This window comes from Pseudomonas sp. TE3910 (assembly GCF_056279025.1).
This window is the reverse complement of record NZ_JBWBQN010000001.1, coordinates 549,782-571,270: the sequence shown is the minus strand read 5'-3', so window position 1 is coordinate 571,270 and position 21,489 is coordinate 549,782. Positions and strand designations below refer to the sequence as shown.

The window sequence follows — 21,489 nt, the reverse complement described above, 5'->3', positions numbered from 1 at the left end:
TTTTATGTGGGAGATTTCTGATAGGCGGGAGTCAAAATGTGCGGACGGTTGAGCCAGTACCACGGTATCCACGACTTCGTGGAAGCCCTGAGCATGCCCTACCCGCTAGTGAACAGCATTGGGGACCAGCCGCTGGAACGCTACAACGTCGCGCCAACGACGCGGGTAGCACTGCTGCGACTGGAAGAAGAGAAGCTGCACGCGGATTTCGTGCGCTGGGGATGGCGGCCACACTGGGCCAAGGATCGAGCAGCACCAATCAATGCCCGAGTGGAGAAGGTTGCACATAGCCCGTTCTTTCGGGCGATCTGGCCGCACAGGGCTATCGCTCCAATCGACAACTGGTTTGAGTGGGTAGATGAAGGCGGGCCGAAAAAGCAGCCCTACCTGATCAGGCGCCGCGATGGGCGCCCAGCGCTATGCGCCGCAATCGGCCAGTTCAGCGCGGACCCGAATGAGCATGACGGCTTCGTAATCATTACCGCTGACAGCGCAGGCGGAATGATAGACGTGCATGATCGCCGCCCTGTTGTTCTGGCACCAGAGCTAGCCAGGGAATGGCTCACCCCTACTACGTCGAATCAACAGGCCGAACATATGGTCCTGAATCTGGGTGAACCCTCGGAGGCATTCGAGTGGTTTCGGGTTGGCGCGTCCGTGGGCAACGCGAGAAACCAAGGTCCGAGTCTAATTGAACAGTTGTCAAAGTAGTGCACCCCCAACACACAATATGTACGTAAGTATTTAAGCACTTAGCCAATTAACGAATTAGCGAATTAGCGAATTAGCGAACACCCTCCAGACATAAAAACACAAAAGCACATATGTTCAAAAACACAAAATTGCTATTACGCAAAAAACACAAACTCACTACTGCACAAGCCAGACAGCACGCGACCCAGAGGCATTTTTGAGCTTTTTGAACATCAGACCTTGACGCACCCATAAGTTTACTTATTTAATCTCGCCCTACATCAACGCACCACACCACCCCGGCGCAAAAAATTACGCCAGGGCGGCCCAACTCAGCCTGGAGAATTATATGACCATTAAACTTATCCTCATCTTGGCAATCGAAATCATCAGATTGATCCAGATGATGGTCATTGGTTAAAACAGGCTGCCAAGTGCAGACGGCGTCCAATTCATGATGATCAGCTCACCCGTTACCTCAGCCTTGCCCTGCCGCTGGTTCGCGGTGGTATAGCGGATATCCAAAGTCTCGAAATGGAAGCCGTCGAAAACACGCCGGATGTCCGGGTGGTCGTTGATGCTGACCATCACCTTGCCCTTACAGCACCGCATGAACGCGGCCATACGCTCGTAGTTTTCAAAGGGAAAGTCGAGGCCATACCCTGCAGTCTGCCAGTACGGCGGATCCATGTAATGAAACGTGTGTGCCCGGTCGTAGCGCTCGGCGCATTCCAACCAGGGCAGGTTTTCGACGTAGGTACCGGCGAGGCGCTGCCAGGCAGTTGAAAGGTTTTCCTCGATACGCAGTAGGTTGATGGCCGGGCCGGTGGTCGCGGTACCGAACGTCTGTCCAGTGACCTTGCCGCCGAAAGCGTGCTGCTGCAGGTAAAAGAACCGGGCGGCACGCTGGATGTCCGTCAGCGTCTCGGGCCGGGCCATCTTCTGCCATTCAAAAATCTGCCGTGAGCTCAGCGCCCATTTGAACTGGCGGACGAATTCCTCCAGGTGGTTCTGCACCACCCGATAGAGCGTAACCAGGTCACCATTGAGATCGTTGAGCACCTCCACCGGCGCGGGCTGCGGACGCATGAAGAACAGCGCAGCACCACCGGCGAAGACCTCGACGTAGCATTCATGAGGGGGAAAGAGAGGGATCAAGCGGTCGGCCAGGCGGCGTTTACCACCCATCCAGGGAATGATTGGAGTCGTCATTTGAGAGCAAGTCTTTACTGTATGGATAAACAGGTGTTAGGCTCGCCGCGCTTTGTGCACGGAGCAGGAGCCTCGGCTGGACTTGCAGGAAGGGTCTGCGGGTTCGGCGGGCCGGCTGGATGTTGACGCATCCACTCGGCTCGCTCCTTTCATTTCAATGTACGAGCTCGCGCACGTAGGCCTGACAGGCCTGCAGGGCGATCAATCCTTGGTCGCCGTCTCCGGTGATGGCGACAATTCGTTGAGCATGCGCTGGGTCAAGTTCGGCTCGCGTGCTTCCATGAACCACGCCGCTGGGGCCGGAGGCTTCTCGCACCCCACTGCCACTACTCGGGGCGGTGGCGGGAGCGGCGAGTAAGACTGACAGCCGCAAATCAGCAGTAGCGAGGCGGTCACGCAAGCGATCCTGAAGTTTTTGCGCATCGAGCAGTTCCTTGTAGTGGGTTTCATCATTTGCCTGTAGACGGTCTTCAAGCGCTCGGCGCTTTACCTGTTCGTCCCGCTGCCAGTCGAGCATGGCCACAGAGGCTTCGTTGCGCTCTCGTTGGAAGTCTTCGCCCTGCTTAGCCAATTGCTTGTCGTAGCTATTGGCCTGCCATTTCCACGCGGCTAAACCACCCAGCGCAAGCCCCAGTAACAAGGCCAGCAGAGTGATGGACAGCACGACACTCAGCCCCAGCGACTTCATGGCAGCACCTTTAGCGCAGTGGCATACAAGGCTTCGCGGTCAGCCAGGCCGTTGGTACCGCCATTGATACGTTTGGTGATCAGCAGAAAGTCGCCCTTATCAGCCAAGGTGTTCAGGCCTGCCCGATGCCAGAACCAGCCAGCCGACAAAGCCGCGTAAACCGGGTGTTCCAGCATCTCCGGCGTATTGAGCAAACGGCTATCGCCAAACAACGCCTCGCTGCAGGCCTCATAGTTGTCATGCCCTGTGATCTGAATCAGCCCCCTGCCCCGGTACTTTTGACCATCACCATCGGGCGCAGGTGTGTTGCCCAAGGCCTTGGCCAGCTTGCCGGTGTCGTACTTGGCCAGGTAGCTGTCGCCACCCAGTTCGCGCACATAGCGCAGTTGCCCAGATTCGTGACCGATCTGCGCCACGAAGGCCGCGATCCGTAGCCGGGTGACGATGCCGTACTTGCCCATGGCGGCGTTGAGGGCAGGAACAAAAACGCCGGCTTTTGCGCCGGCGTTGGGGAGGATCTGCAGCAGTTGCTGCGCAGTGATAGGCATACGGTGTTCTCCAATGATGGCCGCGCTGCGGCCGATAGGGGTTAGAGCTGCACAACCTTGAGCGGCTTGGTCTCTTTCTTTTTCTTCCCGCCCTTCGCCTTGGCCTTGCCCTGTTTGCCGCCGTTGCATTCGACGGTGGTGGACCAGCCGGACTGGGTAAACACCTGCTCGACCGAATCGACCAGGTACTCACCATCAAGCCCGGGCTTGAACTCCTGGGCGTTGATCATCCGTTCAGCGAACAGATCGAGGCGCCCCGCCATCTCCAGGCGCACACCTGCAGTGCTGCGGTTGAACGCGGCCAGGCGCGCCTTGGCGGCCTGTTCGGCGGCGGACTTGTTCGGGTAGATATGCCGGTCGGTATGCACGGGTGGCAGGCCGTCGGGCGATTCATCGTTGCCGAGGTCGACCACCTGCAGCTTTCCGCTTTTCTTGTCCTGATGCTTGGTCTGCACGGCCTTGTGCGTGGTCTTGTCACCGAGGCGGAACTGCCAGCGGCTGACGTCGCTACGCTTGATGACAACAACACCCAGCGTCTTGCCGCTTGCGCTCTGGCCACCCTGTCGAGGCATCACCATCAACTTGCCATCAGCGACCTTGGCCGTGCAGTCGTATTGCCTGGCCAGCCGGGTGATGAAGTTAAAGTCCGACTCATTGAGCTGGTCGACGCGGGGGACTTTGGTTTGCACCGAGCACACCGGCTGCCAGCCATTGCGCGCTGCAATGTCCCGCACGATCTGCTGCAGCGGCACGCCTTCCCAACTTCCGCTACGGGTGGTCTTGCCGCTGCCGCGCATGTCACCGGCTTTGCCGCGAATGACGATGCTGTCAGGTGGGCCTGAAAGCTCGATCTCATCGACGGTGTAACGCCCCAGGCGCGCAAGTGACTGACCGGCATACCCCATGTAAACCTCAATGCTCGCGCCGCGTTTGGGCAGCGCCACCGCGCCGTCGCGGTCATCAATGCGCAGCTCAAACTCGTCCGACTCCATACCGGGCTTGTCCGAGGTGCGCAGCAGCAACAGCCGGTCGTTGATCAGCGAGGTGATGTCCTTGCTGTCAGCAACGATGCGGAAAACAGGTTGCATTGTTCAGGCTCCAGAAATGAAAAACCCCACACTGGGGCGGGGCTCCGTTACGCGTAACGCCGTGGCTAATCCCACAGCTGAATGGCTTCCTCGGTCACCGCCTGCAGCTCAGGCAGGCGGATCAGCACCCCAGCCCGAAACGGTTGGGGTTCATCCGCCAGACCCTGGTTGGCATCAAGCACCGCCTCGACAGAGCCGTTGAGGTGCCCGTAATAGTTCTGGCACAGGGTGTCGAGCAGATCCCCGTCAGACGTTCTGCATATCGTCGCCATAGGCTACAAACTCCAGGGAGAACCCTTGTTTACGCGGGATGCCACCCGCGAGCAGTGCGCTCTGGTCTTCGGCGACACTGAGCAGGCACCAGTTACCCAGCACCTCGCCGTAACCCGTGGTCAGGGTCAGCGGCTGCAGTTGCCGGCCAATGCTGCGCAGCGTGTCCAATTGCCTGATCCCACCCTTGAACAGCGGATAAATAGCACCCTTGAGGCTCAGCTTGTCCTCGCCCTGTCCCACCGCCTGCTGGGCGATACTGCGCGTCAGGCGCTCCTGACCCGCCCAGCGGAACGCGGTCTGCCGGCGCAGCTCATCAAAGGCCGCCGTGTCCAGGTTGAAGTAGTACGGCTGCGCCTCGGGCTTGAGCGACTGAATGATCAGCAGGTGCGGGAACGGCTTCACCGCCTCAGCGGCCGGGGTCAACTCGGTGGCAAAACTGCCGGTCGGCAGGATGTTGGCCAGGGACGGGCTGACCTTGCCGGCTATGCGGTTGATCGCCGCGCCAGCTCGGGCTGCCTGCTCCTTCATCGCCCCCATGCGCTCCTGAATCTGCGACATGGCGGTGGTGGCCCGCGAGTAGGTGGCCACCACCTGCCCGACCTTGGCTTGCGCGGCGTTGATACCGCGCATGGTCCGCTGCAATTTCTCGCCCAGCGCTGGCCCCACAAACGGCACGTTCTCCAGCTCCGAGGCCGCGCCGGTCATGTCGCTGATGGCACCGTTCATGGGGCCCAGCATGTCGTCCATATTGCGGCGCCCTGCTTCACCCGCTGCCACCAGCGACTTGAGCGCCGACTGCATCTGCTCGGCATAGGCCATAACACCTCCTTAGCCCACATGCGGGGCATCAAACATTTGACGGGCTGCAGCCTGACGACTGAAGTCATCGAACAGGCGTTGCAGGTGCGGCGACAGATCCCGAGCCAATTGCGCCGGGTCTTTCACATCGCCCTGAACCGTCACAGACAGCGACGGGGAGAACGTGAACTGCTGGTCGATCTTGGGCGGCTCCGGCTTCGGCTCGGGCTTGCTCGCCTCCGGCGCCTTGAGGATCGCCGGTACCGCCTCGGCAGCAGGCTTGGCCACCGCCATCGAGCGCACCACATCCCCCATGTTTGGCGGCGGTGGCAGCGCATCGGGCCGCACCGGCGCGGCGCCCGGAAACCTGACCTTGTTGGTCAGCGCGGGCAGCACGAACGGGTCTTTTGAGCCAGGGTCGCGCGGGTCATAGGACACCGGCGTTGAGGCCACGACGGGCTGCGACACGGGCCCTACCGCATGAGCTGCAATCGGCCCGGCCTTCGGGGCAAAGGCTTGCGCTGTCGCGCCAAGGCTTGGCACCGCAGGCCCAACCTGAACCGGCTTGAGCAGCGAGATCGGTGCAGCAGCAGGTGTTTCAGCAGGTGCCTCAGCAACCGGATCATCCTCACCCCCGAACAGCTTTTTACCCAACCAGCCGCCGAGGTCCGTCCCGCCCATCGAGCCAAGGATGCCGCCAACCACACCGCCCACGGCGGTACCGATAACCGGCACCAAGGAACCGACCGCAGCACCGGCAGCAGCACCCGCCAGAGTGCCTGCCAGGCCGCCTGCCGCCTCGCCGTAACCCTCGGCTTTCTCGTCTCGGGTTTCGGCGTTCTGGTAGGTGTCGACGGCCTTCATGCCTGCGTCAACGACCGCGATGGCGGCTGCACCTTTGACCACACTGCCGACGCTCAGACCGCCACCGGAGCGCCCCTTGCCGCCCTTGCTGCGCTTGTCACGCTTGCCATCCGCATCGCCAAGGTCACCCGCGCCGCCGCTGCCCCCGCCAGATGCCGGGGCGTTGGTGACGAACACGCGCTGCACGACCTTTGGGTCGCCCATCATCGAGCCACGGGCGACGTTGAGCATGCCCTTGCCGATCTTGAGCACGGCCATCGCGTTTTTCAGGGCGATGAATCCGGCACCGAGTGCAGTAACCCCCAGTACCAGTGGCGAGGCCGTTTCAGTAACGCGGGTCAGCGAACGGGCCACCCACGTCAGGCCTTGCGCAGCCATGTCCGTTGCCGGGCGGATGGCATCACCGATGGCACGCATGCTGTCGTCCACCGCATGCCCCATCTCCGCCCACATCTGCGCCGAGGTTTCCCGGCGCTCGGCCAGGTTCTTGTCGAGAATGCCGGTGGCGTCTTTGGCGTCGTTTTTCAGCTTCTCGTACAAGCCTCGGTTGGCTGAGTAGGCAGTCAGCGCCGCCTTGACCTGCATGTCAGCGAAGATATCGCCAGTACGCAGGGCTTTGCCCAGCGCGTCGAGCATGGCCTGGGCCTTGGCCGGATCAGTCTCCTTGCTGATCTTGGCCGTCTCCTCGGCCATTTTCTTGGCCTGCTCGGGATTGGTCGCCTCGACGTAGCGTTGCGCCAGGGCAAAGCTCGACTCCAGCGTCGACATACCGTTCTGTATGCCGGTGTTCAGCGACCCGTTGTAGTCAATGCCAGCATCCTTGTAGGCCTTGACCACATCGCCCGAACCGATTTTCTCCATCCAGTTCTTCAGGTTGTTGGCCGCCTCATCCGAACTGCCGGCCGTCTTCATCTGCACCTGCAGCATCGAACCCAGTTGAGCAACCGAGTCCGGGCCACTGATGCCCAGCTTCTCCATGCCGGCGAGCAGTTGCGGAAACCACTTGGCCATGTCGGCCGCTTCAAAGCTACCGGCCTGCCCCTGCAGCGCAATGCCCTCCAGGGCTTTCTCCATGACCTTGGGGTCGCTGATCTTGGCGTTCTGCTGCAGCGCCTGAATCATGTTGGCCGTGTCGACGCCGCTTGCCCCCTGGCCTACGGCGAACTTCGCCGCCACCGGCGCATAGGCCAGCGCCTTGTCCAGCTCCATACCGGCGCCGACCAGTTGGTTCACCAGGTCGGCAACGTCATTGCGCCCCATCCCCGTATCCTGCGAGGTCTGGATAATGGCGCGGGTCATTTCCTGTTCTTGTGGCTTGTTGGCCACGTCGGCCTTGATCGCAATGTCACGGATGATCGCCTGATAGCCCGCGCTGATCGTGGTCGGTACCGCTGCCGCACCGACACCAGCAACGGCCTGGCCGATCCCCGACTTGAGGCTGGCCTTGCCCTGCTCGATCTGCTGATGGCCTTTCATCTGCAGATCAACGCCCTTGGCTACCCGGCCGAGGGCTTGGTACTCCTTGGCCAGTCGCCCGACTTCCACGCCCTGCTTGCGCAGGCTATCCAGATTGGACTCCAGCTTGCGCAGCAGGCCACTGGCCGAGGCCGAGCCGCTGTCATGCGCTTTCTTCCACTCGTCGCGCAAGCGCATGGTTTCGCCGATGGTGTTCTTCAACACCTTGGCGTTGTTGCCCTGCTGCTCCAGTTTTTTGATACGGCCTTCGACCGTGCTGAAGGCGGCGCCCACCGTCGCACTGACTGCGCCGCCGATCACCAGCCCTAACGCCAGCTTGTTCGCCATCGGAAACCCCTATGCGTGCGAAAGCAGGCTCAATCCGTGAGCCACCAGACCATGTCGGAAAACGACATGGTCATGAGTTCAGCGGCGGAAAAGTTCAGCTCCTTGGCGAGCCGCTTTGCCACAATCTTTTGCACGGTCGGATCAAAGTTCGTCGTCTTGCACCAGGCGAAAGTAGGCGGTCTGCAGGCGGCTGTAGTCCTTCAGCGCCACCCCCTCCAGATCCTTTGGACTGACTTCGGCCAGGGACGCGAACAGGTTCAGTTCGCGCTGCTCTTCGTCACTGCCTGCAGTCAACTGCGCGTTACGAATGTCACGCACTGTCGGCGCTCGCAGGGACAAGCTATCAACCTGCACGCCGTTGGCCTCAACGGGGCGGGAGAGCTTTACCACCACGCGGTCAGCACTCAGGGTCAGCCAGCTAGGGGTTTTCTTTGCTTGAGTCATCGGGTTTTTCCTTACAGGCCAAGGGCCGAACGTTGGGCGGCGAGCTGATCGACACCATTGATGACGCGCTTCATGCCAAGCGGGTCGATTTCGTACATCACGCGGCCTTCGATCTCCAGCTTGTAGTAGGTGACCGCCACGTTGTGCTTGATCTCGGCCTTGTCGCCGGCCTTCCAGTCGCCCATATCGACTTCTTTGAGCATGCCGCGCAGGGTGACCACGACCTCGGTGATCTTGCCCTTTTGGCCTTTGAAGGCCCCCCGGAACGTACCGTTGAACGCCGTGCCATCCGCCAGGCCGAAGAACTTCAGCGACTCACGCCGCACGCCGGTGGTAACAAACCCGGCCTCCATCTTCTCCATGCCCTGGTCAAGCTCGATCCCCATATCCATGCCTCCGGCACGGTGCTCCTCGGTCTTGAGGGTCAGTTTGGGCAGGGTGAGGCTGGGCACATCGCCTTGGAAGCTGATGCCGTCGGCGAACAGGTTCATGTTCGCCAGGGTTTGAGGAATCATTGCCATGGGGTGCGCTCCTTAAGCGGCGGCATCGAGGACTTCGGTCAGCCATTGATTGGTGACCTCGACCCGGAAGGTTGGGTTTTCTGCAGGCGGCACGTCGGTGAAACGAATGTTCCAGTACACCTTGCCCTGCTCCAGCTGACTGGCGGTGTTCAACTCGGTGTCCGCGAAGACCTCGAAATTGATGATCGCGCCTAGGTTCTTCAGGTCGCGCATGAAGTTCTGCAGGCCTTCGGTCACATCCTTGACGTAGGTCGCGGTGATCGAGCGGTCGACCGCCCACTTGTGGCCGTAGAGGATCGCGTCCATGACGATGTCCATCGTCCGCACGCGGGTGACGAACGCCCATTTCGGATCACTGGACAGGGTGCGGTTGCCCCACAGGCGGTAGCCGTCATCCCGAATGATGGTGGTGATATTCGCGTTGTTGAGCAGGTTGGCCCGGCAGGTTTGGTCGCCGTCCAGAAACTCGACCGGGCGCGTGGTGCCGGTGATACCGACGAACTCCTTGTTCGATGGCGAAGCCCAGAAGCCGTACTCGGTATCGGTCCAGGCGAACAGGCCCGCCACCCAGGCCGAACCCGGTGCATCGACCGTTGCGTTTTTCGTGGTATCCCAATACTGCACACCGGGGTCGACCAGATAGGCACGCTTCGCGCCGAAGTTCTCGGCGTATTCCATCGCCGCTTCATCGGTAGTGTTCGGGCCGTCGAGGATGGCCAGGCCGCGCAGCTTGTCAGCCAGCGCCACCAGCGCGGTACCAACCGCCAGGGTCGAACTGTGTTTCGGGGTGACCAGCAACCGCGGCTGTGCGTTGAAACGGCTTTTACCATCGAGCAACGCCTGCAGGCCGGTACGCTTGCCATCGGCCAAAACGCCGCCAATGATCGCCGAGGTTTGCTCGGCAGCGTCCTCAAGCTTGGCCACGCCGCACGCGACAATGACCGCCTTGGCGCGGGTGTAGATCGCCTGGCACGCCTTGGTGATCGCCGAGCCTTCACCAAACGCCGCGATGGCTTCGCGCTCGCTGGTGATCAGCACCAGGTCATTGACCTTAGCGCTGAAGGCAGGAGCCTCGGTGAAGGTGTCGACCAGGCCGATGATCGAGGACGACGGCAGCGCGATGGTGCGCGCCCCGGTGTCCACGGTCGTTACGGTAACGCCGTGAAAGAATCCACTCATGGATGTACTCCAGATACGAAAAAGCCCTGCAATGCAGGGCTGTAAGGGGTGAAGCCAGGAATAAAAACGCCCCGACAGTGCGGGGCGTTATTGGGTTTGCTCGGTGATCCAGGGCGGTGCTACAGGACGCCCGGCCGGACTGGGGAACTGGAGCGCTAGCGGCCAGTCGCGTAACTCCTGCCGATAGGTCAACAGTTGGGCGAGCTGCTCAGTTGTCAGCGTGGTCGGCCGCTGCATGTCCAACTCGTCGCGGTGGCGCGTTACCAGCCACTCGGTGGTGCTGACCTGGCCATCACGCCACAGGCGCTCAGCGGCAGCCAATTCATCAACCGTCAGAACATGAACCGGGGGATCGATGAGAATGGGCAAGCCCTCAGCATCATGACCACGAACCTTGCCTGGAGCCGGCTCGGCAATCACCGCCAGAAAACGCTCATCACTGATTGGTACCGCGTCCGGTGGGGGTGCCAGCGGTCCATCGACCAGATAGCAGTTCCCTGTTGTTTGGCTGTAGAGACGTGTCATTTACCCACTCCAATTACCTGAACGTTTCCGTTCATGCGAGAACCAGATGCGTTGTAAGTGTCAGCATTTCCACCGTTAGGCGTAACGCCATTCAGGTTGCCAATGGTCGGTGCAGATGAATGAGCAATGCCCACCGAACGCACAAACGACGAGAACGCCAGTGGCCAGGTAAATGCCGCCGTTGCTGTTGTGGTTGTGCTGACCGATACCCACTGAATCAGGAAGCTGCCCAGCCAGGTGGGGAATAGAATGTAGCCGTTTTGGGTGAAGGAAGCCGCCCAGCCCCAGCGCATTTTCTTAGGGGTAACGATTGTCGCGTCGTCAACACCTTCGTCAACCTGTACCTGAGTTGCAATCTGGTCAAAGGTCATCAGACGCGACCAGAAAACCGTCCCGATATTATCGTTCCATTGACCTACCCAATAACGCCGGGACGCCACCGTTGGACCGTTCTCAAACGCGAAGTAGTACGTGGCGTCGTTACGGACGTTAACAGCAACAATACCCAGCAGGTTTTTAGCGCTTTCAGGTGGGCATCCAGGCGTTGCGTTAGGCGCCGTCGCACCGTAACCCACATAGAACCCCGTCTTGGTGTTTCCGTTGAACGTTGTTAAGGCAGGCGGATTATCGGTGCCAATCCCCCAGCTATTGAGCATCTTCAATGCGAGCTGAGCGACCCTTAGCGGGGGCATGATCTTCGTATTTTCGGTGCCTGTTTCAGCGTCTTGCTGAGTCGCCAGCTTCGCCCAGCCAAGCTTAGTTTCTGTCGCCTGAGTGACCACCTTGGCAATGGCCTGGAAAACCCGTAACGGCGTCATCCACTTGGTATCATTCGTACCGGTTTCAGCATCCTGCTGCGTGGCCTTGTCGCTGAGAGCAACCTTGCCGGCCAACGAATTGGTTACCGTAGTAGCGAAATTCTCATCACCACCCAGTGCGCCGGCCAATTCGCTCAATGTATCAAGCGCTGCAGGCGCAGAGCCAACCAGTGCAGCAACCTCTGTACGCACGAACTCAGCATTCGCCACCTGCTTTGAACTGCTGCCTGGAGCAGGTGTTGGGGTGGTTGGAGTGCCGGTAAGTGCAGGGCTCAGTAAATTGGCCTTGAGCAACAGTGCTTGATCGATCTGCGTCTTGGTGTAGACGTCGGTCAGGCCATATCCCGCCACTGTAGTCGGATTGGTCGCCCCCACCACACGGCCGTACTTGTCGACTGTAACGCTGCGATAGGTGCCCTCCGCTACCCCTGTTCGCCCGAACGCCATTTCAAAGGCCAACGCCGATACGCCCAAGGAAATTGGACCGTCGGTGACCAGTTGCCAAGCGCTGTCGCCGTTGAGCGTGCCCTTTTCTACCAGCACCAATAACCCCGGCGTCACCTTGGCGCTAGTGTTCGCATCGGTACAACGTGTCCAGGCGCCAGGCGCAACGACATACAGTCCATTGTCCTTGGCGGCAGCCTGATGTTTCACCAACACACGCACCCCTGCCGTCAGGGCAATGCCGTCAATGGTCTGCTGGCCACTGAGCATGATGGGCCCGGTGGTTGCAACCAACACTGAGTGCTTGAAGTCCTGCTTCGCCAGCTCTTCAGCGACAAACTCGCGGGTTGCCAGCACGACACTCGGGTCAATCTTGAGCTGGATGTTGCTGGAACTGCTCACCACCAGGTTCATGCGCACAACCTGAGTGCGGCCAGAGCCCTGACTGAGCATAGGCTTGTAAGTCGGAGGACAGTTGGCCACCGCAACCAAGTCACCATCTGCGTCGTACAGGGAAATTTCTCGAATCCAGCGACCGCCGACCTCGGCCGGGATCACCTGCTCAGCGATGATAATGGCACTGTCTTTGTCGTCGACCTTGAGCTGGTTCAGCGGCGCCCGACGCCACTCATTGAGCAGGCTGGTCCAACTGCCGTCAGGCATGGGTAGCGCCGGGCTCTCCAGCCCCGTTGGGTTTGCATCACCAATGCCCATGTGGGTGAGTACCCAGGGGATGCCCAAGGCATCGGCATTGGCCTGTTTCGCGGCGCCCACATTCGTGAGGATCGCGTAGAACTGAGAGTTCTGGTCAATCATTAGTAGATATCCAGATAGTCAATAGTGTGCTCTCGCCCACCGCGCCCGATGATGCCAGTGACATCGATGTCGCTCGCTGCAGGCGGGTAGATATCAAGCTCGTCGCCGTCGTAGACCGAAGCACCCAGAAAAATTGAACCGACGGTTTCCAGACTGATGGCCAGCCCGGTCATGTGCCGGCTGACCGGCCTCGCGTCATCAATCAGCCAGGTCAGTTCCTGATAGGTTTCTTCGCTGATCCCCTCGTCAGACACACCGATCTTGAGCGCGAAGGTGCCGGGCACACCCTCGGGCACCGTGTTGAACCACTCGATCACCTCGATCAGGTAGCCGAACGGCTCCACCACCCGGCGCAGCGCGCCGATGGTGCCCTTGTGTGCATGGATGTAGAACGACGAGCGAATCACCGAACGCTTGATCGACTCCGGCCAGGTGTCGTCCCAGCGGTCCACCGACCAGGCCCAGGCCAGCTGATACAGCAGGTGTGCCGGGCAGGTATCGGGGTTGTACAAGGTGCGCAGGTTGACCTTCAGGTCTTCGACTGATGCGGCCTCAACAGCCAGCTCTAGCGGCGTGCTGTTGAGCGGTAAGAGGCTCTGCATGTCAGCCTCCCCGCGTCAGTTCAAAACCGGTACACCAGGCAGCCTGGGCCTTGGTGGGTTGAATATCCGCCCAGCCCGCCAGATCCACCCGCTTAACGCCACTGATGTGCAACTGCGCATCAATAGCCGAGCGCGAGACCTCGACACCCAGTCGGCGCCGTGGGTTGATCCAGGCCTGCAGGCGACGTTTGCACTCGGCCAGTGTCGCCTCGTTCTCCGGCCCGGTACCGGTCAGGTACAACACGGCATCAATCCGATAGCGAAGCACCTCGGCGCTACGCACATTTAACCGATCCCCCACTGGCCGCACGTCGTCATCGTTGAGCTGATAGGCCACCTCGGCCAACAGCTCGGGACTGGCTTCGCCCTCGCCGTCCAAGCTCAGCACCGTCACATCCACAACTGCAGGTGAGGGGCTTTCGGCGGTGGCGTCGGCCACCAGGCCCGAGGCATTGCGTGCATGCAGGATGTAGCTGTTCCGTGGCCCGGCCGTGGTCAGGCCTTCATAGACCATTTGCACCCGCTCGCGCAGGGCGTCGTCTTCCTCGAGGACTTCGGCAACCGGTGGGACAGCATTCAAATCCTCGGCCTGTACCACCAGCCGCTTGAGTTCAACGTTGGCGGCCAACTGATCAAGGTCGCCTCGCTTGGCATGAGCCAGCATCAGCGCCTTGGCGGCATCGTTGACGCGTGCCCGGTAACCAAGCTTCCGGTAGGCGCCGACTTCCAGCAGCTTGGTTACCGGATCGCTTTCCAACGCAGCGTTCCAGTTATCACCCATGTGCAACCGAAAGGTCGAAAGGTCTTCCTGATAGACCTCTTCAAAGTTAAGGTCTTCCAGCACCTGAGGCGCGGGCAGCGCCGACAAATCCACGACACTCATGCCGTCACCTCCAAAATTGCACTGTCGCCCCGGTACTGCCCAGTCAGCTGGAACGTGATCTTGCCGCCCACTACTGCAATCACCCGAACGCGCTCCAGCTTCAGGCGCGGCTCCCAGCGACCCAACGCACGCGCCACCTCAGCCTGTACCGCGCTTTTCCAACCGTCGTTTACCGGCAGGTCGACAAAACGCCGTAGCTTGCTGCCGTACTCCGGGCGCATGCGCCGACTGCCGAGCGGCGTACTAAGAATGTCTTCGATGGACTGCCGCAGATGCTCGATGCCAGACAGCGGTTGGCCTGTGCGTCGGTCCACTCCGATCATGGGATTACTCCTGCAGCGGCTTCAGGTCTGGGTGCTTGCCGAGGTATTCGAGGGCGACGGCGTCGTCAGGCTGCACCGACACCCGGCCACGGGCGACCGCCAACTGGCGACCGTCCGGCAGGATCAGCACACGGGAGGTGTAGACCGTGTCTCGGAACACCAACATTCCGGCGTCAGCAGGTTGTGCTTCGGCCTTCTTCGGGGTAGCCATATCTTTTCTCCAGGCATTAAAAAACCCGCACTTGGCGGGCTTGGGTTGATCTAGTGCTTGTGGTTCGGGGTGTTGCCGCCGGTATCAATGATCTTGCCGCCACCATTGATATCGCCCGTCACCCGTAACGCGCCATTGATCTGCACGGCACCGGTCAACGTGATGTTGGCGGCTGCAGCATCAATCGCGTTATCCGTAACGACCGCACTGCTACCACCGACTTTGATGGTCACTGTGCCGCTGGGCAGATTGATGCTGTAGCTCTTGGCTTGCCAGTCGTAGACCAGCGAACCGCCATCGTCGAAGCGCCACACTTCGACGTGGTCGCGGTTGTCCGGTTGGGCACCGGCGTTGCCATACAGCCCCGGCACGAATGTGCCCTGCGCAGGTTCGCCACTCGGACTGATCAAAGCGCCCTGCTCGCCCATGCTTGGGGCTCGCCAATGGCGCGCTTTGCCAGCAGCCTGGCTGTGCCAACGCACCCAGGCGCTGGTCCAGCCAGCACCGTCAGAAACCCGCACCATCGCCGCAGCCAGATCAACACCGACCACGCTGCACGGAATGATCAGGCCCGCGATCATGCGGTCATGGACTGCGCCTGCGTAGCTCACTCCATCTGCTCCGGCGACTGATAGTTGCCTTCACTGCCTGGGCCAGTTTCAGGACTGAAGCCGAACACCAGCGAACCAGGCGGCTGATCAGGCCACGGCCATTCCTCTTGGCCGAGCCAGATCGGCTGAGTCCACTCGACGACCCACACGGCATAGCTATCCAGCTCCGGGCGAGTCCAATCCTGAACCGCACGGACGAACTCGGCATGCCCGACTTCCAGCCCCCAAGTCTGCATACGCAGCAGCACAGCAAGCTGCGAAGCCGAGAAGGCAGCCTGCTGATGGCACTGCTCACGCTCTGACTCGACGATCACCCGGGCCTCGAAACGAGCGATCAGTGCTGTTTCACCCGTGCCCTGATCCTCACCAGGCTCCAGCTCAGTCAACTCCAGCACCACTGCTGGAACAGCCACACGCTGGAGCATGTCCGGCATGGTCCCCACGTACTCCAGCCCCGCGATGGCATCGCGAATATGCTGTTCAATGGCGCCATACAGGACATCCAAACTAAACGGCTCATCAGACACGTTTTATCCCTCCGAGGTACTTCTGAAGCTCATAGTTCAGTTCCTGCCGGAGCACATCCAGCAAGCGCTGATCAGCTCGCTTAACCCATTCGTCAAAGTGAGGCCGCACGTCATCCAGGGACACCTTGGCTTTAGCGAGAGGGTAACGACTGTCGTTTTCAGACTCTGAGATCCAGCCCGTCCGCCCACCCTTGCCGACCTCACTATGGGGATAGTCAGCCGCATCAAAGTGTTTGCTATGCGTGCGAATCCAGATGTCCGCGCGACTGCCATATACGCGCTTGAAAAAAGCACCCTGATACCGTCGCCCCGCCACCGAAACACCCGTGCGAGTTTGGCGCGGTCGCCCAATTCGGCTGGCCTCGATAGGGTTGATACCAAACCAAAGCTTGCCTCCTTCGCTACCTTTAGTGGGGTAAGCTCTCAGGCGTTGCCGAACGGCCGAAACGGCAATGCGCTCCTGTCGACCTACAGCGCCAGCAATCTCCTTGCGCAGCCAACGCAAGGTTTTATTGATCGCCCGGCGCTGGGCGGCTGCAGCTGCTTTTGGCACTACATTTGCGAAGTCTTTGAACGCCTGCAGATCGGTAGCCGACGGCTGCAAGGTGATCATGCCTTCACGGGCTGACTGCTTGTAATAGCTGCCTACACTCATCGGACCTCCCTGAGCACCAGATGGACCCAGCCGGTGCCGTCCGGCTCCAGCTTGACGATGATGTACTTGCCTCCACCATCCTCTGGGGGCAGATCACTGATCAGGCTTTGACCGGACGTGATGCCGACTGAGTCGGTGATGCGCACCGCAAACACCGGCTCTCTTATGCCGGTGTTGATCTTGCCAAACTTGGGCTGCAGCCAAGGTGCCGATAAAAATCCCGGTACAGGCTCGTCGCGACCCTCAATGAAGGCTTCATCGCCCAGGACCTCCAGCAGTTGCTCGTCCATCACTGCCACGTGGTCACGGAAGGCCATGGTCAGTCACCATCGTCCTGTTCATCTTTGGCGGGAAGCTTGCCGCGAGGAGCGATCTTGCCTTCTTCGATCAGCTCTTCGGCGAGCTCCTTGCTGGCTGGCACATAAATTTCGCCCTTGCGGACGACCTTGGCACCATCCTGGATGCAGCCATCAATCACGACGTATTCGATTTTCGCGGCCATGTCACACCACCTTGGCATAGAGGAAAGCGTTTGGTTCGAGCATGCCGGCCAGTGCGGCGCTCTGCAGCTTCAACCAACGAGCGCTTGGGTCTTTGGTGACCCAGCTTTTCGGGAAGCGCACAGCTTCCACCAAGCCGCTCTCAATGGCTTCGATGTCCTGAATTGCGCCGTACAACATCGCGTTACGCGTCGAAGTCGAGCCGAGGATCAGCCCGCCTGTAGGCACCATCTGCTGTTCATCACCCTCATCATCCAGGTACCACTCGTCATACACGTACAGATCGATGCCTGGATCATTCAGGTAACCAAGGTAAGTCACGCCATCCGGCAGCAGCTCTGGCTTGATCAAGCCCATGTCCACACGGCGAGAGTTGAGCTGCTTCAGCACGGCGTCATTGCTCTGAAACGCGTCTTGGGCCTCACCGCTGAGCACCGCAACGTTGCCGGTACGGCCCGAGTCTTTAGCGATCAGGCGCTTCCACTGCCGCAGGTTAGCGATGGGGTCGGAGTCCGAGGTGTTCCAGCGGCCGGCGGCCAAGGTGACTTTGTGGCTGTCTTCCATCAGAAAGTCGATGGTGTCATCAACGCCATCACCCAACACGCGAACTCGACCTGTGCTGAGTGCCTGAGCACACATCCACTCCTCACGGCGGGTGATCTCGTCGTCAAGCTCGACCAGGTCGCGCCCCAGTTGCTCACCTGCACGCTCCAACGGGGTACGCGAAGAGTACGGGTTGTCACCGGCAGCTCGCTTGAGGATCTGTTCGGCACGAGTCTCGCGCTTCGGTTGGATGTATGGTGGCTTATACGTGTCCGAACTGAAGCCATTGCGCAGCGAGATACTGCCAGGCAGGGACGGGTGAACGAACGGAGCCATCTTGCGCTGCCCCTTGATGATGTCGATGGTCACCGCTTCGGTACCAAAGGTCACCGGGTTGGCGGCATTGAAGAAGGTATTCATCAGAAAGCGCCGCGGCGTTGCCATCTGCTCGACGGCTTCCAGCATGGTCAGGGTGTCGAAAATATCGGTCATGGGTGCTCCGGTCAGCGAATGAAGAGGCAGAGAGGTCGCAACGCGGCCTTCGCAGCGGCCAGGGTCAAACCCTCGCCAAGGGTGAGTTGGCTGCCCAGCACTTGGCCGGTCAGGCGGATCGGGGCGCTTTTCGCCCCCCCGCTGGTGTCGACGTCCTGGTCAAGGATGGCGAGCGGTACTTGCGAGCCATCCTCGGCAGCGGCCTTGCACAGCAGGTACTCTTTCGAGGCCGTGACCTGACCAAGTACCGCGCCACGCGGCAGCTCCTGGCCAGCCGCGATCACGCCGGTATCCATGGCGATGGGAAAGTCACCAGCAGACAGCTGGCTCGGCAGATAAGATTTACGTTCGGGGTTGCTCATGGGGATCTCCTGTCAGCGGCGCGAGGCGCCTGCAACGATTGCACTGACGGCGGCCTTACGTTCGCCTTGTTTGCCGTCGCCGGTCGGGGTAGTTCCAGTAGCGCCCTGCGCATCGTTCTTGATGGCGGACAGCGAAATACCGCGATCTTGGGCAGCCTTGAACAGCTGAAGCGCGGTGGCCTCAACAGACGAGCCGTCATCGATAGCGGCCTCGATTTCCTTCTCGAAGCCTTTGCTGGCCAAGGCATTGATGCCCTTGATGCGTTCACGCTCGGCTGCCGCCGCTTCAGTTCGGATCGCAGCGGTGTCAGGCTGATCGGCCTGGGCAATCTCAATGGTGTTGGGGTCGGTGCCAGCTGCAATTGCCGCACGCAGTTCTGCCGTGGTCTTGACGGTGGTCATGGTGTGTATCCTTGGTGAGTTGATGGCTGGCTTGGCCAGTTCGGTGATCAGGGATTCGAGCGAGCCCACCCGATGGGCCAGGCCGGACTTGACGGCGTCGACGCCGACACGCAGCCCGCCGTGGTCGCCCATCTCGGGCACTTTCTCGGCGTCGACGCCAAGGTTGCGAGCGACCTTGCCCACGAAGACATCGCCCAGCGCGTCGATGGTCTCGCCGATCTTGGCGCGCCCTTCCTCGGTGGAGAGGTCAGGTCGCTTGTTCGGGGCGTTGCGGCTGACGATCTGGTAACGCTTGCGCCCATTGGCAGCGTCACTCTCCACAACCGCCTCGACGACGACGCCGATGCTCCCGGCAAGACTTGCTTCATCGATGACGATTTCGCCGGCTGCCGACGCGATCCAGTAGGCAGCACTCGCTCCAATGCCACCGATGTACGCGACGATGCGCTTGCGGGAGCGACCGGCAAAGATCATCTCTGCCAATTCGTTGATGCCGGAGGCCACGCCGCCAGGGCTGTCGATGTTGAGCACGATGGCTCTGACCTTCGGGTCATCCAGCGCTCGCTGAATGTCTGTGGCCAAGACCTGGGTGCTGGTTGCACCACTGATCTCGGTAAACAGGTTGGCGTAGCGGAAGATCGGGCCAACAACTGGAACCACCGCAACACCGTTGCGCAGGGTAACTTTGCGGGTGTCTTCTAGACGCTCGCCGCGCTTGGTCGCCAGCGCCATCGGATCGCCCATGCGATCTGAAATGGTCAGCAGATTATCAAGGGCGTCGGGCAGCATCAGCCAAGGCTGCGAAGCAGCCAGCTCAAATGCTCGCATGCTTATTCCTCTTCAGATTTGGAATCAGACGGATTTTCCAGCCCGCTCTTGGGAAGGGCCTGCAGGTTGTGCTTACGGCGCTGCTCGACCTCACGCACACGCTGACGGAACACCTGCTGCCAGGGTTCGCCAGTCATCGCGGCGGTCTCCAGAGTCTCGTTGCTAACCCCAATTTCGATTCGCTTGCCGGCGGCATTGGCCTCCTTGAGCTCGTCGATGGCACCCCGTGCGGGACCGATCCAGATGGCCTGGCAATAGGCCTTGCGCTTGGCTGGGTCGCTGTAGCCAGGCAAATCAATCAGGCCCCTGGCCACGGCTTCGTCGATAATCAACTCGCGGCTGGGTTGGCAGAAGTCGCAGGCAAGCCACCAGCGACGCAAGCTGTAGAAGCGCCAGGCCTGCAGCATCGCCGCTCGGGCAGCGCTGTAGCTGCTGCTGTAGTGAAGCAGCAGCTCTTCCAGCGGCAGTTCCAGGGCAGCGCCGATTTCCTTCACTACAGCGGTGAAAAACGGGTCGAACTGGGCATTGGGTCGACCGGGGTTGGCAACTACCGGTTCCTCGCCTACCCCGAGGTCAACCACGGCGCCCTCGCCCAAGGCGAGCTCGCCGTCGGTGGTGTCGTCCCCGCCTGGGGTTTCTTCAGCCAAGGCACTCATTGGTAGGTTGCCTGCCTGGAAGTCGCCGGTTTTCTTGATGAACACTGTAAACATGGCCGAGATCACGGCCGCCATTAACTCAGCACTGGCGTAACGTTCAAGCTTCTGCAGGGGTTCGAGTACCGGTGCCAGGTAAGGCATGCCCCGCTTCTGGCCGGGTCGCTCCTTGTCTGCTAGAACATGCAGCACGCGGCGGCGGCCAGTCTCGGCACCGAACACCGTCAGCCGTTCCCAGCTCAGGGGCTTACCGGCCAGATGCTCGCCGACATAACCGGTGCACACGTGGTAAGCCACTGGCGAACCCAGCCCATCGAACTCGACGCCATCGACCAGGTCGAACCGATCCAGGCCGGCATTCGGGTTGCTGACCCGGTCGGATTCGATCAACTGCAGGCGCGTGCTGAAGATGCAACCGGGACGCTCTTGATCCGGGCTGGCCACGAACACATCGCCTGCGACCATTGACGACACCAGCACCAACGCTTGGAGTTGGTAATGGTTGAGCGTGGCCTCGGCATCACACTCCCGTGGGTCATCGGCATACAAAGACCACAGGCGGTCAAGCGCGCCGTTCAAGTCGTCCGCCGCCGCTTCGCTAATGCCAAGCGCCTCATGGTCAACCTGAGCACGACAGACCAGGCCGGTGCCGACGACGTTGGTACGCAGCCGCGTGATTGCCGCTCGGGCGATCAGATGGTTGCGCATGGCGTCACGGGAGCGAGCCACCAGCATCCGCCGCTCGTTCTGATTGAAGTCGCGGCGCGGGCTTCCCAAGCCTGGGATCCAGCTAGCCATGCTACGGAGCATCCGCGAGGCACCGCGCCAACGGGTTTCAACCCCACCGCCGCCGCCCTGGGCAACGATCTGCTGGCCGCCCACCGTAGCCTTGGCAAGTTTCAGGGCTTCGCGCATCAGCTGATCGGCTGCGCTTTCACGCTTCCAGAAGGCCATGCTTAAACCCTCACGTACGAAACGCGGTTACGGCCACGCCGCTGGAGCGCTGCTGCTTCAGCGGCAACCTGCTCGGCATACTGCTTCTCCAGCAGACGCAGGCTGTTGAGTTCGGCCATCTGTACCTCACGATCCGCCCGGCGCAGGCGCTGGCCGTTTTTCAGGACAGCCGAGATCGCCGCCCGAACTTCCGCAAGGCGCTGTTGTGCTTCTGTCATGGTGAACCTCG

Annotated in this window: 27 protein-coding genes; 1 reads left to right on the top strand and 26 read right to left on the bottom strand. The window is 60.7% G+C overall.

Annotated elements, in window-relative coordinates:
• Positions 1-36 precede the first annotated feature (36 nt).
• Positions 37-711, top strand: coding sequence for an SOS response-associated peptidase (locus ACZ9H3_RS02610; protein ID WP_476219442.1), 675 nt, complete (start codon positions 37-39; stop codon positions 709-711).
• 399 nt (positions 712-1,110) lie between these two features.
• Here ACZ9H3_RS02610 and ACZ9H3_RS02605 read toward each other — a convergent pair whose 3' ends face one another.
• From ACZ9H3_RS02605 to ACZ9H3_RS02480, 26 genes are all read right to left on the bottom strand, one after another.
• Positions 1,111-1,905 carry a DNA adenine methylase gene (locus tag ACZ9H3_RS02605; RefSeq protein ID WP_476219440.1) on the bottom strand — a complete coding sequence of 265 codons (795 nt, stop codon included), beginning with the start codon at positions 1,903-1,905 and terminating at the stop codon, positions 1,111-1,113.
• Between the two features lie 154 nt (positions 1,906-2,059).
• Entirely contained in the window at positions 2,060-2,593 is a 534-nt protein-coding gene (locus tag ACZ9H3_RS02600; protein ID WP_476219438.1) for a lysis system spanin subunit, read from the bottom strand.
• Complete coding sequence (locus ACZ9H3_RS02595) at positions 2,590-3,141, bottom strand: glycoside hydrolase family 19 protein (protein WP_476219436.1); 552 nt, start codon at positions 3,139-3,141, stop codon at positions 2,590-2,592. Before ACZ9H3_RS02595 ends, ACZ9H3_RS02600 begins: the two co-directional genes overlap by 4 nt.
• Positions 3,142-3,182: 41 nt before the next feature.
• Positions 3,183-4,229, bottom strand: a complete 1,047-nt coding sequence (locus ACZ9H3_RS02590) for a phage late control D family protein (protein ID WP_476219434.1) — start codon at positions 4,227-4,229, stop codon at positions 3,183-3,185.
• A gap of 65 nt (positions 4,230-4,294) precedes the next feature.
• Positions 4,295-4,501, bottom strand: coding sequence for a tail protein X (locus tag ACZ9H3_RS02585; RefSeq protein WP_476219433.1), 207 nt, complete (start codon positions 4,499-4,501; stop codon positions 4,295-4,297).
• On the bottom strand, positions 4,476-5,321 hold the full coding sequence (locus tag ACZ9H3_RS02580) for a phage tail protein (protein ID WP_476219431.1): 846 nt from the start codon (positions 5,319-5,321) through the stop codon (positions 4,476-4,478). The genes ACZ9H3_RS02585 and ACZ9H3_RS02580 overlap by 26 nt, the downstream gene beginning before the upstream one ends.
• A gap of 9 nt (positions 5,322-5,330) precedes the next feature.
• Positions 5,331-7,967, bottom strand: coding sequence for a phage tail tape measure protein (locus ACZ9H3_RS02575; RefSeq protein WP_476219429.1), 2,637 nt, complete (start codon positions 7,965-7,967; stop codon positions 5,331-5,333).
• Between the two features lie 141 nt (positions 7,968-8,108).
• On the bottom strand, positions 8,109-8,411 hold the full coding sequence (locus ACZ9H3_RS02570; RefSeq protein ID WP_476219427.1) for a phage tail assembly protein: 303 nt from the start codon (positions 8,409-8,411) through the stop codon (positions 8,109-8,111).
• A gap of 11 nt (positions 8,412-8,422) precedes the next feature.
• Positions 8,423-8,932 (bottom strand): phage major tail tube protein, encoded by a 510-nt coding sequence (locus ACZ9H3_RS02565; protein ID WP_476219425.1) that lies wholly within the window; start codon positions 8,930-8,932, stop codon positions 8,423-8,425.
• A 12-nt stretch (positions 8,933-8,944) separates the two neighbouring features.
• The gene (locus ACZ9H3_RS02560; protein WP_476219423.1) at positions 8,945-10,111 is read right to left on the bottom strand and encodes a phage tail sheath subtilisin-like domain-containing protein; all 1,167 of its coding nucleotides are present in this window, start codon (positions 10,109-10,111) and stop codon (positions 8,945-8,947) included.
• A gap of 87 nt (positions 10,112-10,198) precedes the next feature.
• Entirely contained in the window at positions 10,199-10,636 is a 438-nt protein-coding gene (locus ACZ9H3_RS02555) for a tail fiber assembly protein (RefSeq protein WP_476219421.1), read from the bottom strand.
• A complete protein-coding gene (locus ACZ9H3_RS02550; protein WP_476219419.1) occupies positions 10,633-12,714 on the bottom strand; it encodes a phage tail protein in 2,082 nt (693 codons plus the stop codon). Before ACZ9H3_RS02550 ends, ACZ9H3_RS02555 begins: the two co-directional genes overlap by 4 nt.
• Entirely contained in the window at positions 12,714-13,316 is a 603-nt protein-coding gene (locus ACZ9H3_RS02545; RefSeq protein WP_476219417.1) for a phage tail protein I, read from the bottom strand. Before ACZ9H3_RS02545 ends, ACZ9H3_RS02550 begins: the two co-directional genes overlap by 1 nt.
• 1 nt (position 13,317) lies before the next feature.
• A complete protein-coding gene (locus ACZ9H3_RS02540) occupies positions 13,318-14,199 on the bottom strand; it encodes a baseplate assembly protein (protein ID WP_476219415.1) in 882 nt (293 codons plus the stop codon).
• Positions 14,196-14,522, bottom strand: a complete 327-nt coding sequence (locus ACZ9H3_RS02535) for a GPW/gp25 family protein (protein ID WP_476219413.1) — start codon at positions 14,520-14,522, stop codon at positions 14,196-14,198. The genes ACZ9H3_RS02540 and ACZ9H3_RS02535 overlap by 4 nt, the downstream gene beginning before the upstream one ends.
• A 4-nt stretch (positions 14,523-14,526) precedes the next feature.
• A complete protein-coding gene (locus ACZ9H3_RS02530; RefSeq protein ID WP_476219411.1) occupies positions 14,527-14,733 on the bottom strand; it encodes a hypothetical protein in 207 nt (68 codons plus the stop codon).
• Between the two features lie 50 nt (positions 14,734-14,783).
• On the bottom strand, positions 14,784-15,344 hold the full coding sequence (locus ACZ9H3_RS02525; protein ID WP_476219409.1) for a phage baseplate assembly protein V: 561 nt from the start codon (positions 15,342-15,344) through the stop codon (positions 14,784-14,786).
• On the bottom strand, positions 15,341-15,871 hold the full coding sequence (locus tag ACZ9H3_RS02520) for a hypothetical protein (RefSeq protein ID WP_476219407.1): 531 nt from the start codon (positions 15,869-15,871) through the stop codon (positions 15,341-15,343). The genes ACZ9H3_RS02525 and ACZ9H3_RS02520 overlap by 4 nt, the downstream gene beginning before the upstream one ends.
• The gene (locus ACZ9H3_RS02515; RefSeq protein ID WP_476219405.1) at positions 15,864-16,526 is read right to left on the bottom strand and encodes a hypothetical protein; all 663 of its coding nucleotides are present in this window, start codon (positions 16,524-16,526) and stop codon (positions 15,864-15,866) included. Before ACZ9H3_RS02515 ends, ACZ9H3_RS02520 begins: the two co-directional genes overlap by 8 nt.
• Positions 16,523-16,843, bottom strand: coding sequence for a head-tail joining protein (locus ACZ9H3_RS02510; RefSeq protein WP_476219403.1), 321 nt, complete (start codon positions 16,841-16,843; stop codon positions 16,523-16,525). Before ACZ9H3_RS02510 ends, ACZ9H3_RS02515 begins: the two co-directional genes overlap by 4 nt.
• Before the next feature lie 2 nt (positions 16,844-16,845).
• Positions 16,846-17,028 (bottom strand): hypothetical protein, encoded by a 183-nt coding sequence (locus tag ACZ9H3_RS02505; protein ID WP_476219401.1) that lies wholly within the window; start codon positions 17,026-17,028, stop codon positions 16,846-16,848.
• 1 nt (position 17,029) lies between these two features.
• On the bottom strand, positions 17,030-18,061 hold the full coding sequence (locus ACZ9H3_RS02500) for a major capsid protein (RefSeq protein WP_476219399.1): 1,032 nt from the start codon (positions 18,059-18,061) through the stop codon (positions 17,030-17,032).
• 11 nt (positions 18,062-18,072) lie between these two features.
• Positions 18,073-18,423 carry a head decoration protein gene (locus ACZ9H3_RS02495; protein ID WP_476219397.1) on the bottom strand — a complete coding sequence of 117 codons (351 nt, stop codon included), beginning with the start codon at positions 18,421-18,423 and terminating at the stop codon, positions 18,073-18,075.
• Between the two features lie 12 nt (positions 18,424-18,435).
• Positions 18,436-19,653 (bottom strand): S49 family peptidase, encoded by a 1,218-nt coding sequence (locus ACZ9H3_RS02490; RefSeq protein ID WP_476219395.1) that lies wholly within the window; start codon positions 19,651-19,653, stop codon positions 18,436-18,438.
• Positions 19,654-19,655: 2 nt separating this feature from the next.
• Complete coding sequence (locus ACZ9H3_RS02485; protein ID WP_476219393.1) at positions 19,656-21,260, bottom strand: phage portal protein; 1,605 nt, start codon at positions 21,258-21,260, stop codon at positions 19,656-19,658.
• Positions 21,261-21,262: 2 nt separating this feature from the next.
• The gene (locus tag ACZ9H3_RS02480; protein WP_036994575.1) at positions 21,263-21,478 is read right to left on the bottom strand and encodes a hypothetical protein; all 216 of its coding nucleotides are present in this window, start codon (positions 21,476-21,478) and stop codon (positions 21,263-21,265) included.
• Positions 21,479-21,489 lie beyond the last annotated feature (11 nt).

Excerpts from the sequence above, each read along its gene's own strand:
- ACZ9H3_RS02600 (WP_476219438.1), bottom strand. The coding sequence starts at position 2,593 with ATGAAGTCGCTGGGGCTGAGTGTCGTGCTGTCCATCACTCTGCTGGCC.
- ACZ9H3_RS02580 (WP_476219431.1), bottom strand. The coding sequence starts at position 5,321 with ATGGCCTATGCCGAGCAGATGCAGTCGGCGCTCAAGTCGCTGGTGGCA.
- ACZ9H3_RS02565 (WP_476219425.1), bottom strand. The coding sequence starts at position 8,932 with ATGGCAATGATTCCTCAAACCCTGGCGAACATGAACCTGTTCGCCGAC.
- ACZ9H3_RS02490 (WP_476219395.1), bottom strand. The coding sequence starts at position 19,653 with ATGCGAGCATTTGAGCTGGCTGCTTCGCAGCCTTGGCTGATGCTGCCC.
- ACZ9H3_RS02550 (WP_476219419.1), bottom strand. The coding sequence starts at position 12,714 with ATGATTGACCAGAACTCTCAGTTCTACGCGATCCTCACGAATGTGGGC.
- ACZ9H3_RS02595 (WP_476219436.1), bottom strand. The coding sequence starts at position 3,141 with ATGCCTATCACTGCGCAGCAACTGCTGCAGATCCTCCCCAACGCCGGC.
- ACZ9H3_RS02585 (WP_476219433.1), bottom strand. The coding sequence starts at position 4,501 with ATGGCGACGATATGCAGAACGTCTGACGGGGATCTGCTCGACACCCTG.
- ACZ9H3_RS02500 (WP_476219399.1), bottom strand. The coding sequence starts at position 18,061 with ATGACCGATATTTTCGACACCCTGACCATGCTGGAAGCCGTCGAGCAG.
- ACZ9H3_RS02545 (WP_476219417.1), bottom strand. The coding sequence starts at position 13,316 with ATGCAGAGCCTCTTACCGCTCAACAGCACGCCGCTAGAGCTGGCTGTT.
- ACZ9H3_RS02555 (WP_476219421.1), bottom strand. The coding sequence starts at position 10,636 with ATGACACGTCTCTACAGCCAAACAACAGGGAACTGCTATCTGGTCGAT.
- ACZ9H3_RS02510 (WP_476219403.1), bottom strand. The coding sequence starts at position 16,843 with ATGGCCTTCCGTGACCACGTGGCAGTGATGGACGAGCAACTGCTGGAG.
- ACZ9H3_RS02575 (WP_476219429.1), bottom strand. The coding sequence starts at position 7,967 with ATGGCGAACAAGCTGGCGTTAGGGCTGGTGATCGGCGGCGCAGTCAGT.
- ACZ9H3_RS02485 (WP_476219393.1), bottom strand. The coding sequence starts at position 21,260 with ATGGCCTTCTGGAAGCGTGAAAGCGCAGCCGATCAGCTGATGCGCGAA.
- ACZ9H3_RS02605 (WP_476219440.1), bottom strand. The coding sequence starts at position 1,905 with ATGACGACTCCAATCATTCCCTGGATGGGTGGTAAACGCCGCCTGGCC.
- ACZ9H3_RS02560 (WP_476219423.1), bottom strand. The coding sequence starts at position 10,111 with ATGAGTGGATTCTTTCACGGCGTTACCGTAACGACCGTGGACACCGGG.
- ACZ9H3_RS02570 (WP_476219427.1), bottom strand. The coding sequence starts at position 8,411 with ATGACTCAAGCAAAGAAAACCCCTAGCTGGCTGACCCTGAGTGCTGAC.
- ACZ9H3_RS02535 (WP_476219413.1), bottom strand. The coding sequence starts at position 14,522 with ATGATCGGAGTGGACCGACGCACAGGCCAACCGCTGTCTGGCATCGAG.
- ACZ9H3_RS02505 (WP_476219401.1), bottom strand. The coding sequence starts at position 17,028 with ATGGCCGCGAAAATCGAATACGTCGTGATTGATGGCTGCATCCAGGAT.
- ACZ9H3_RS02515 (WP_476219405.1), bottom strand. The coding sequence starts at position 16,526 with ATGAGTGTAGGCAGCTATTACAAGCAGTCAGCCCGTGAAGGCATGATC.
- ACZ9H3_RS02610 (WP_476219442.1), top strand. The coding sequence starts at position 37 with ATGTGCGGACGGTTGAGCCAGTACCACGGTATCCACGACTTCGTGGAA.
- ACZ9H3_RS02480 (WP_036994575.1), bottom strand. The coding sequence starts at position 21,478 with ATGACAGAAGCACAACAGCGCCTTGCGGAAGTTCGGGCGGCGATCTCG.
- ACZ9H3_RS02495 (WP_476219397.1), bottom strand. The coding sequence starts at position 18,423 with ATGAGCAACCCCGAACGTAAATCTTATCTGCCGAGCCAGCTGTCTGCT.
- ACZ9H3_RS02530 (WP_476219411.1), bottom strand. The coding sequence starts at position 14,733 with ATGGCTACCCCGAAGAAGGCCGAAGCACAACCTGCTGACGCCGGAATG.
- ACZ9H3_RS02540 (WP_476219415.1), bottom strand. The coding sequence starts at position 14,199 with ATGAGTGTCGTGGATTTGTCGGCGCTGCCCGCGCCTCAGGTGCTGGAA.
- ACZ9H3_RS02590 (WP_476219434.1), bottom strand. The coding sequence starts at position 4,229 with ATGCAACCTGTTTTCCGCATCGTTGCTGACAGCAAGGACATCACCTCG.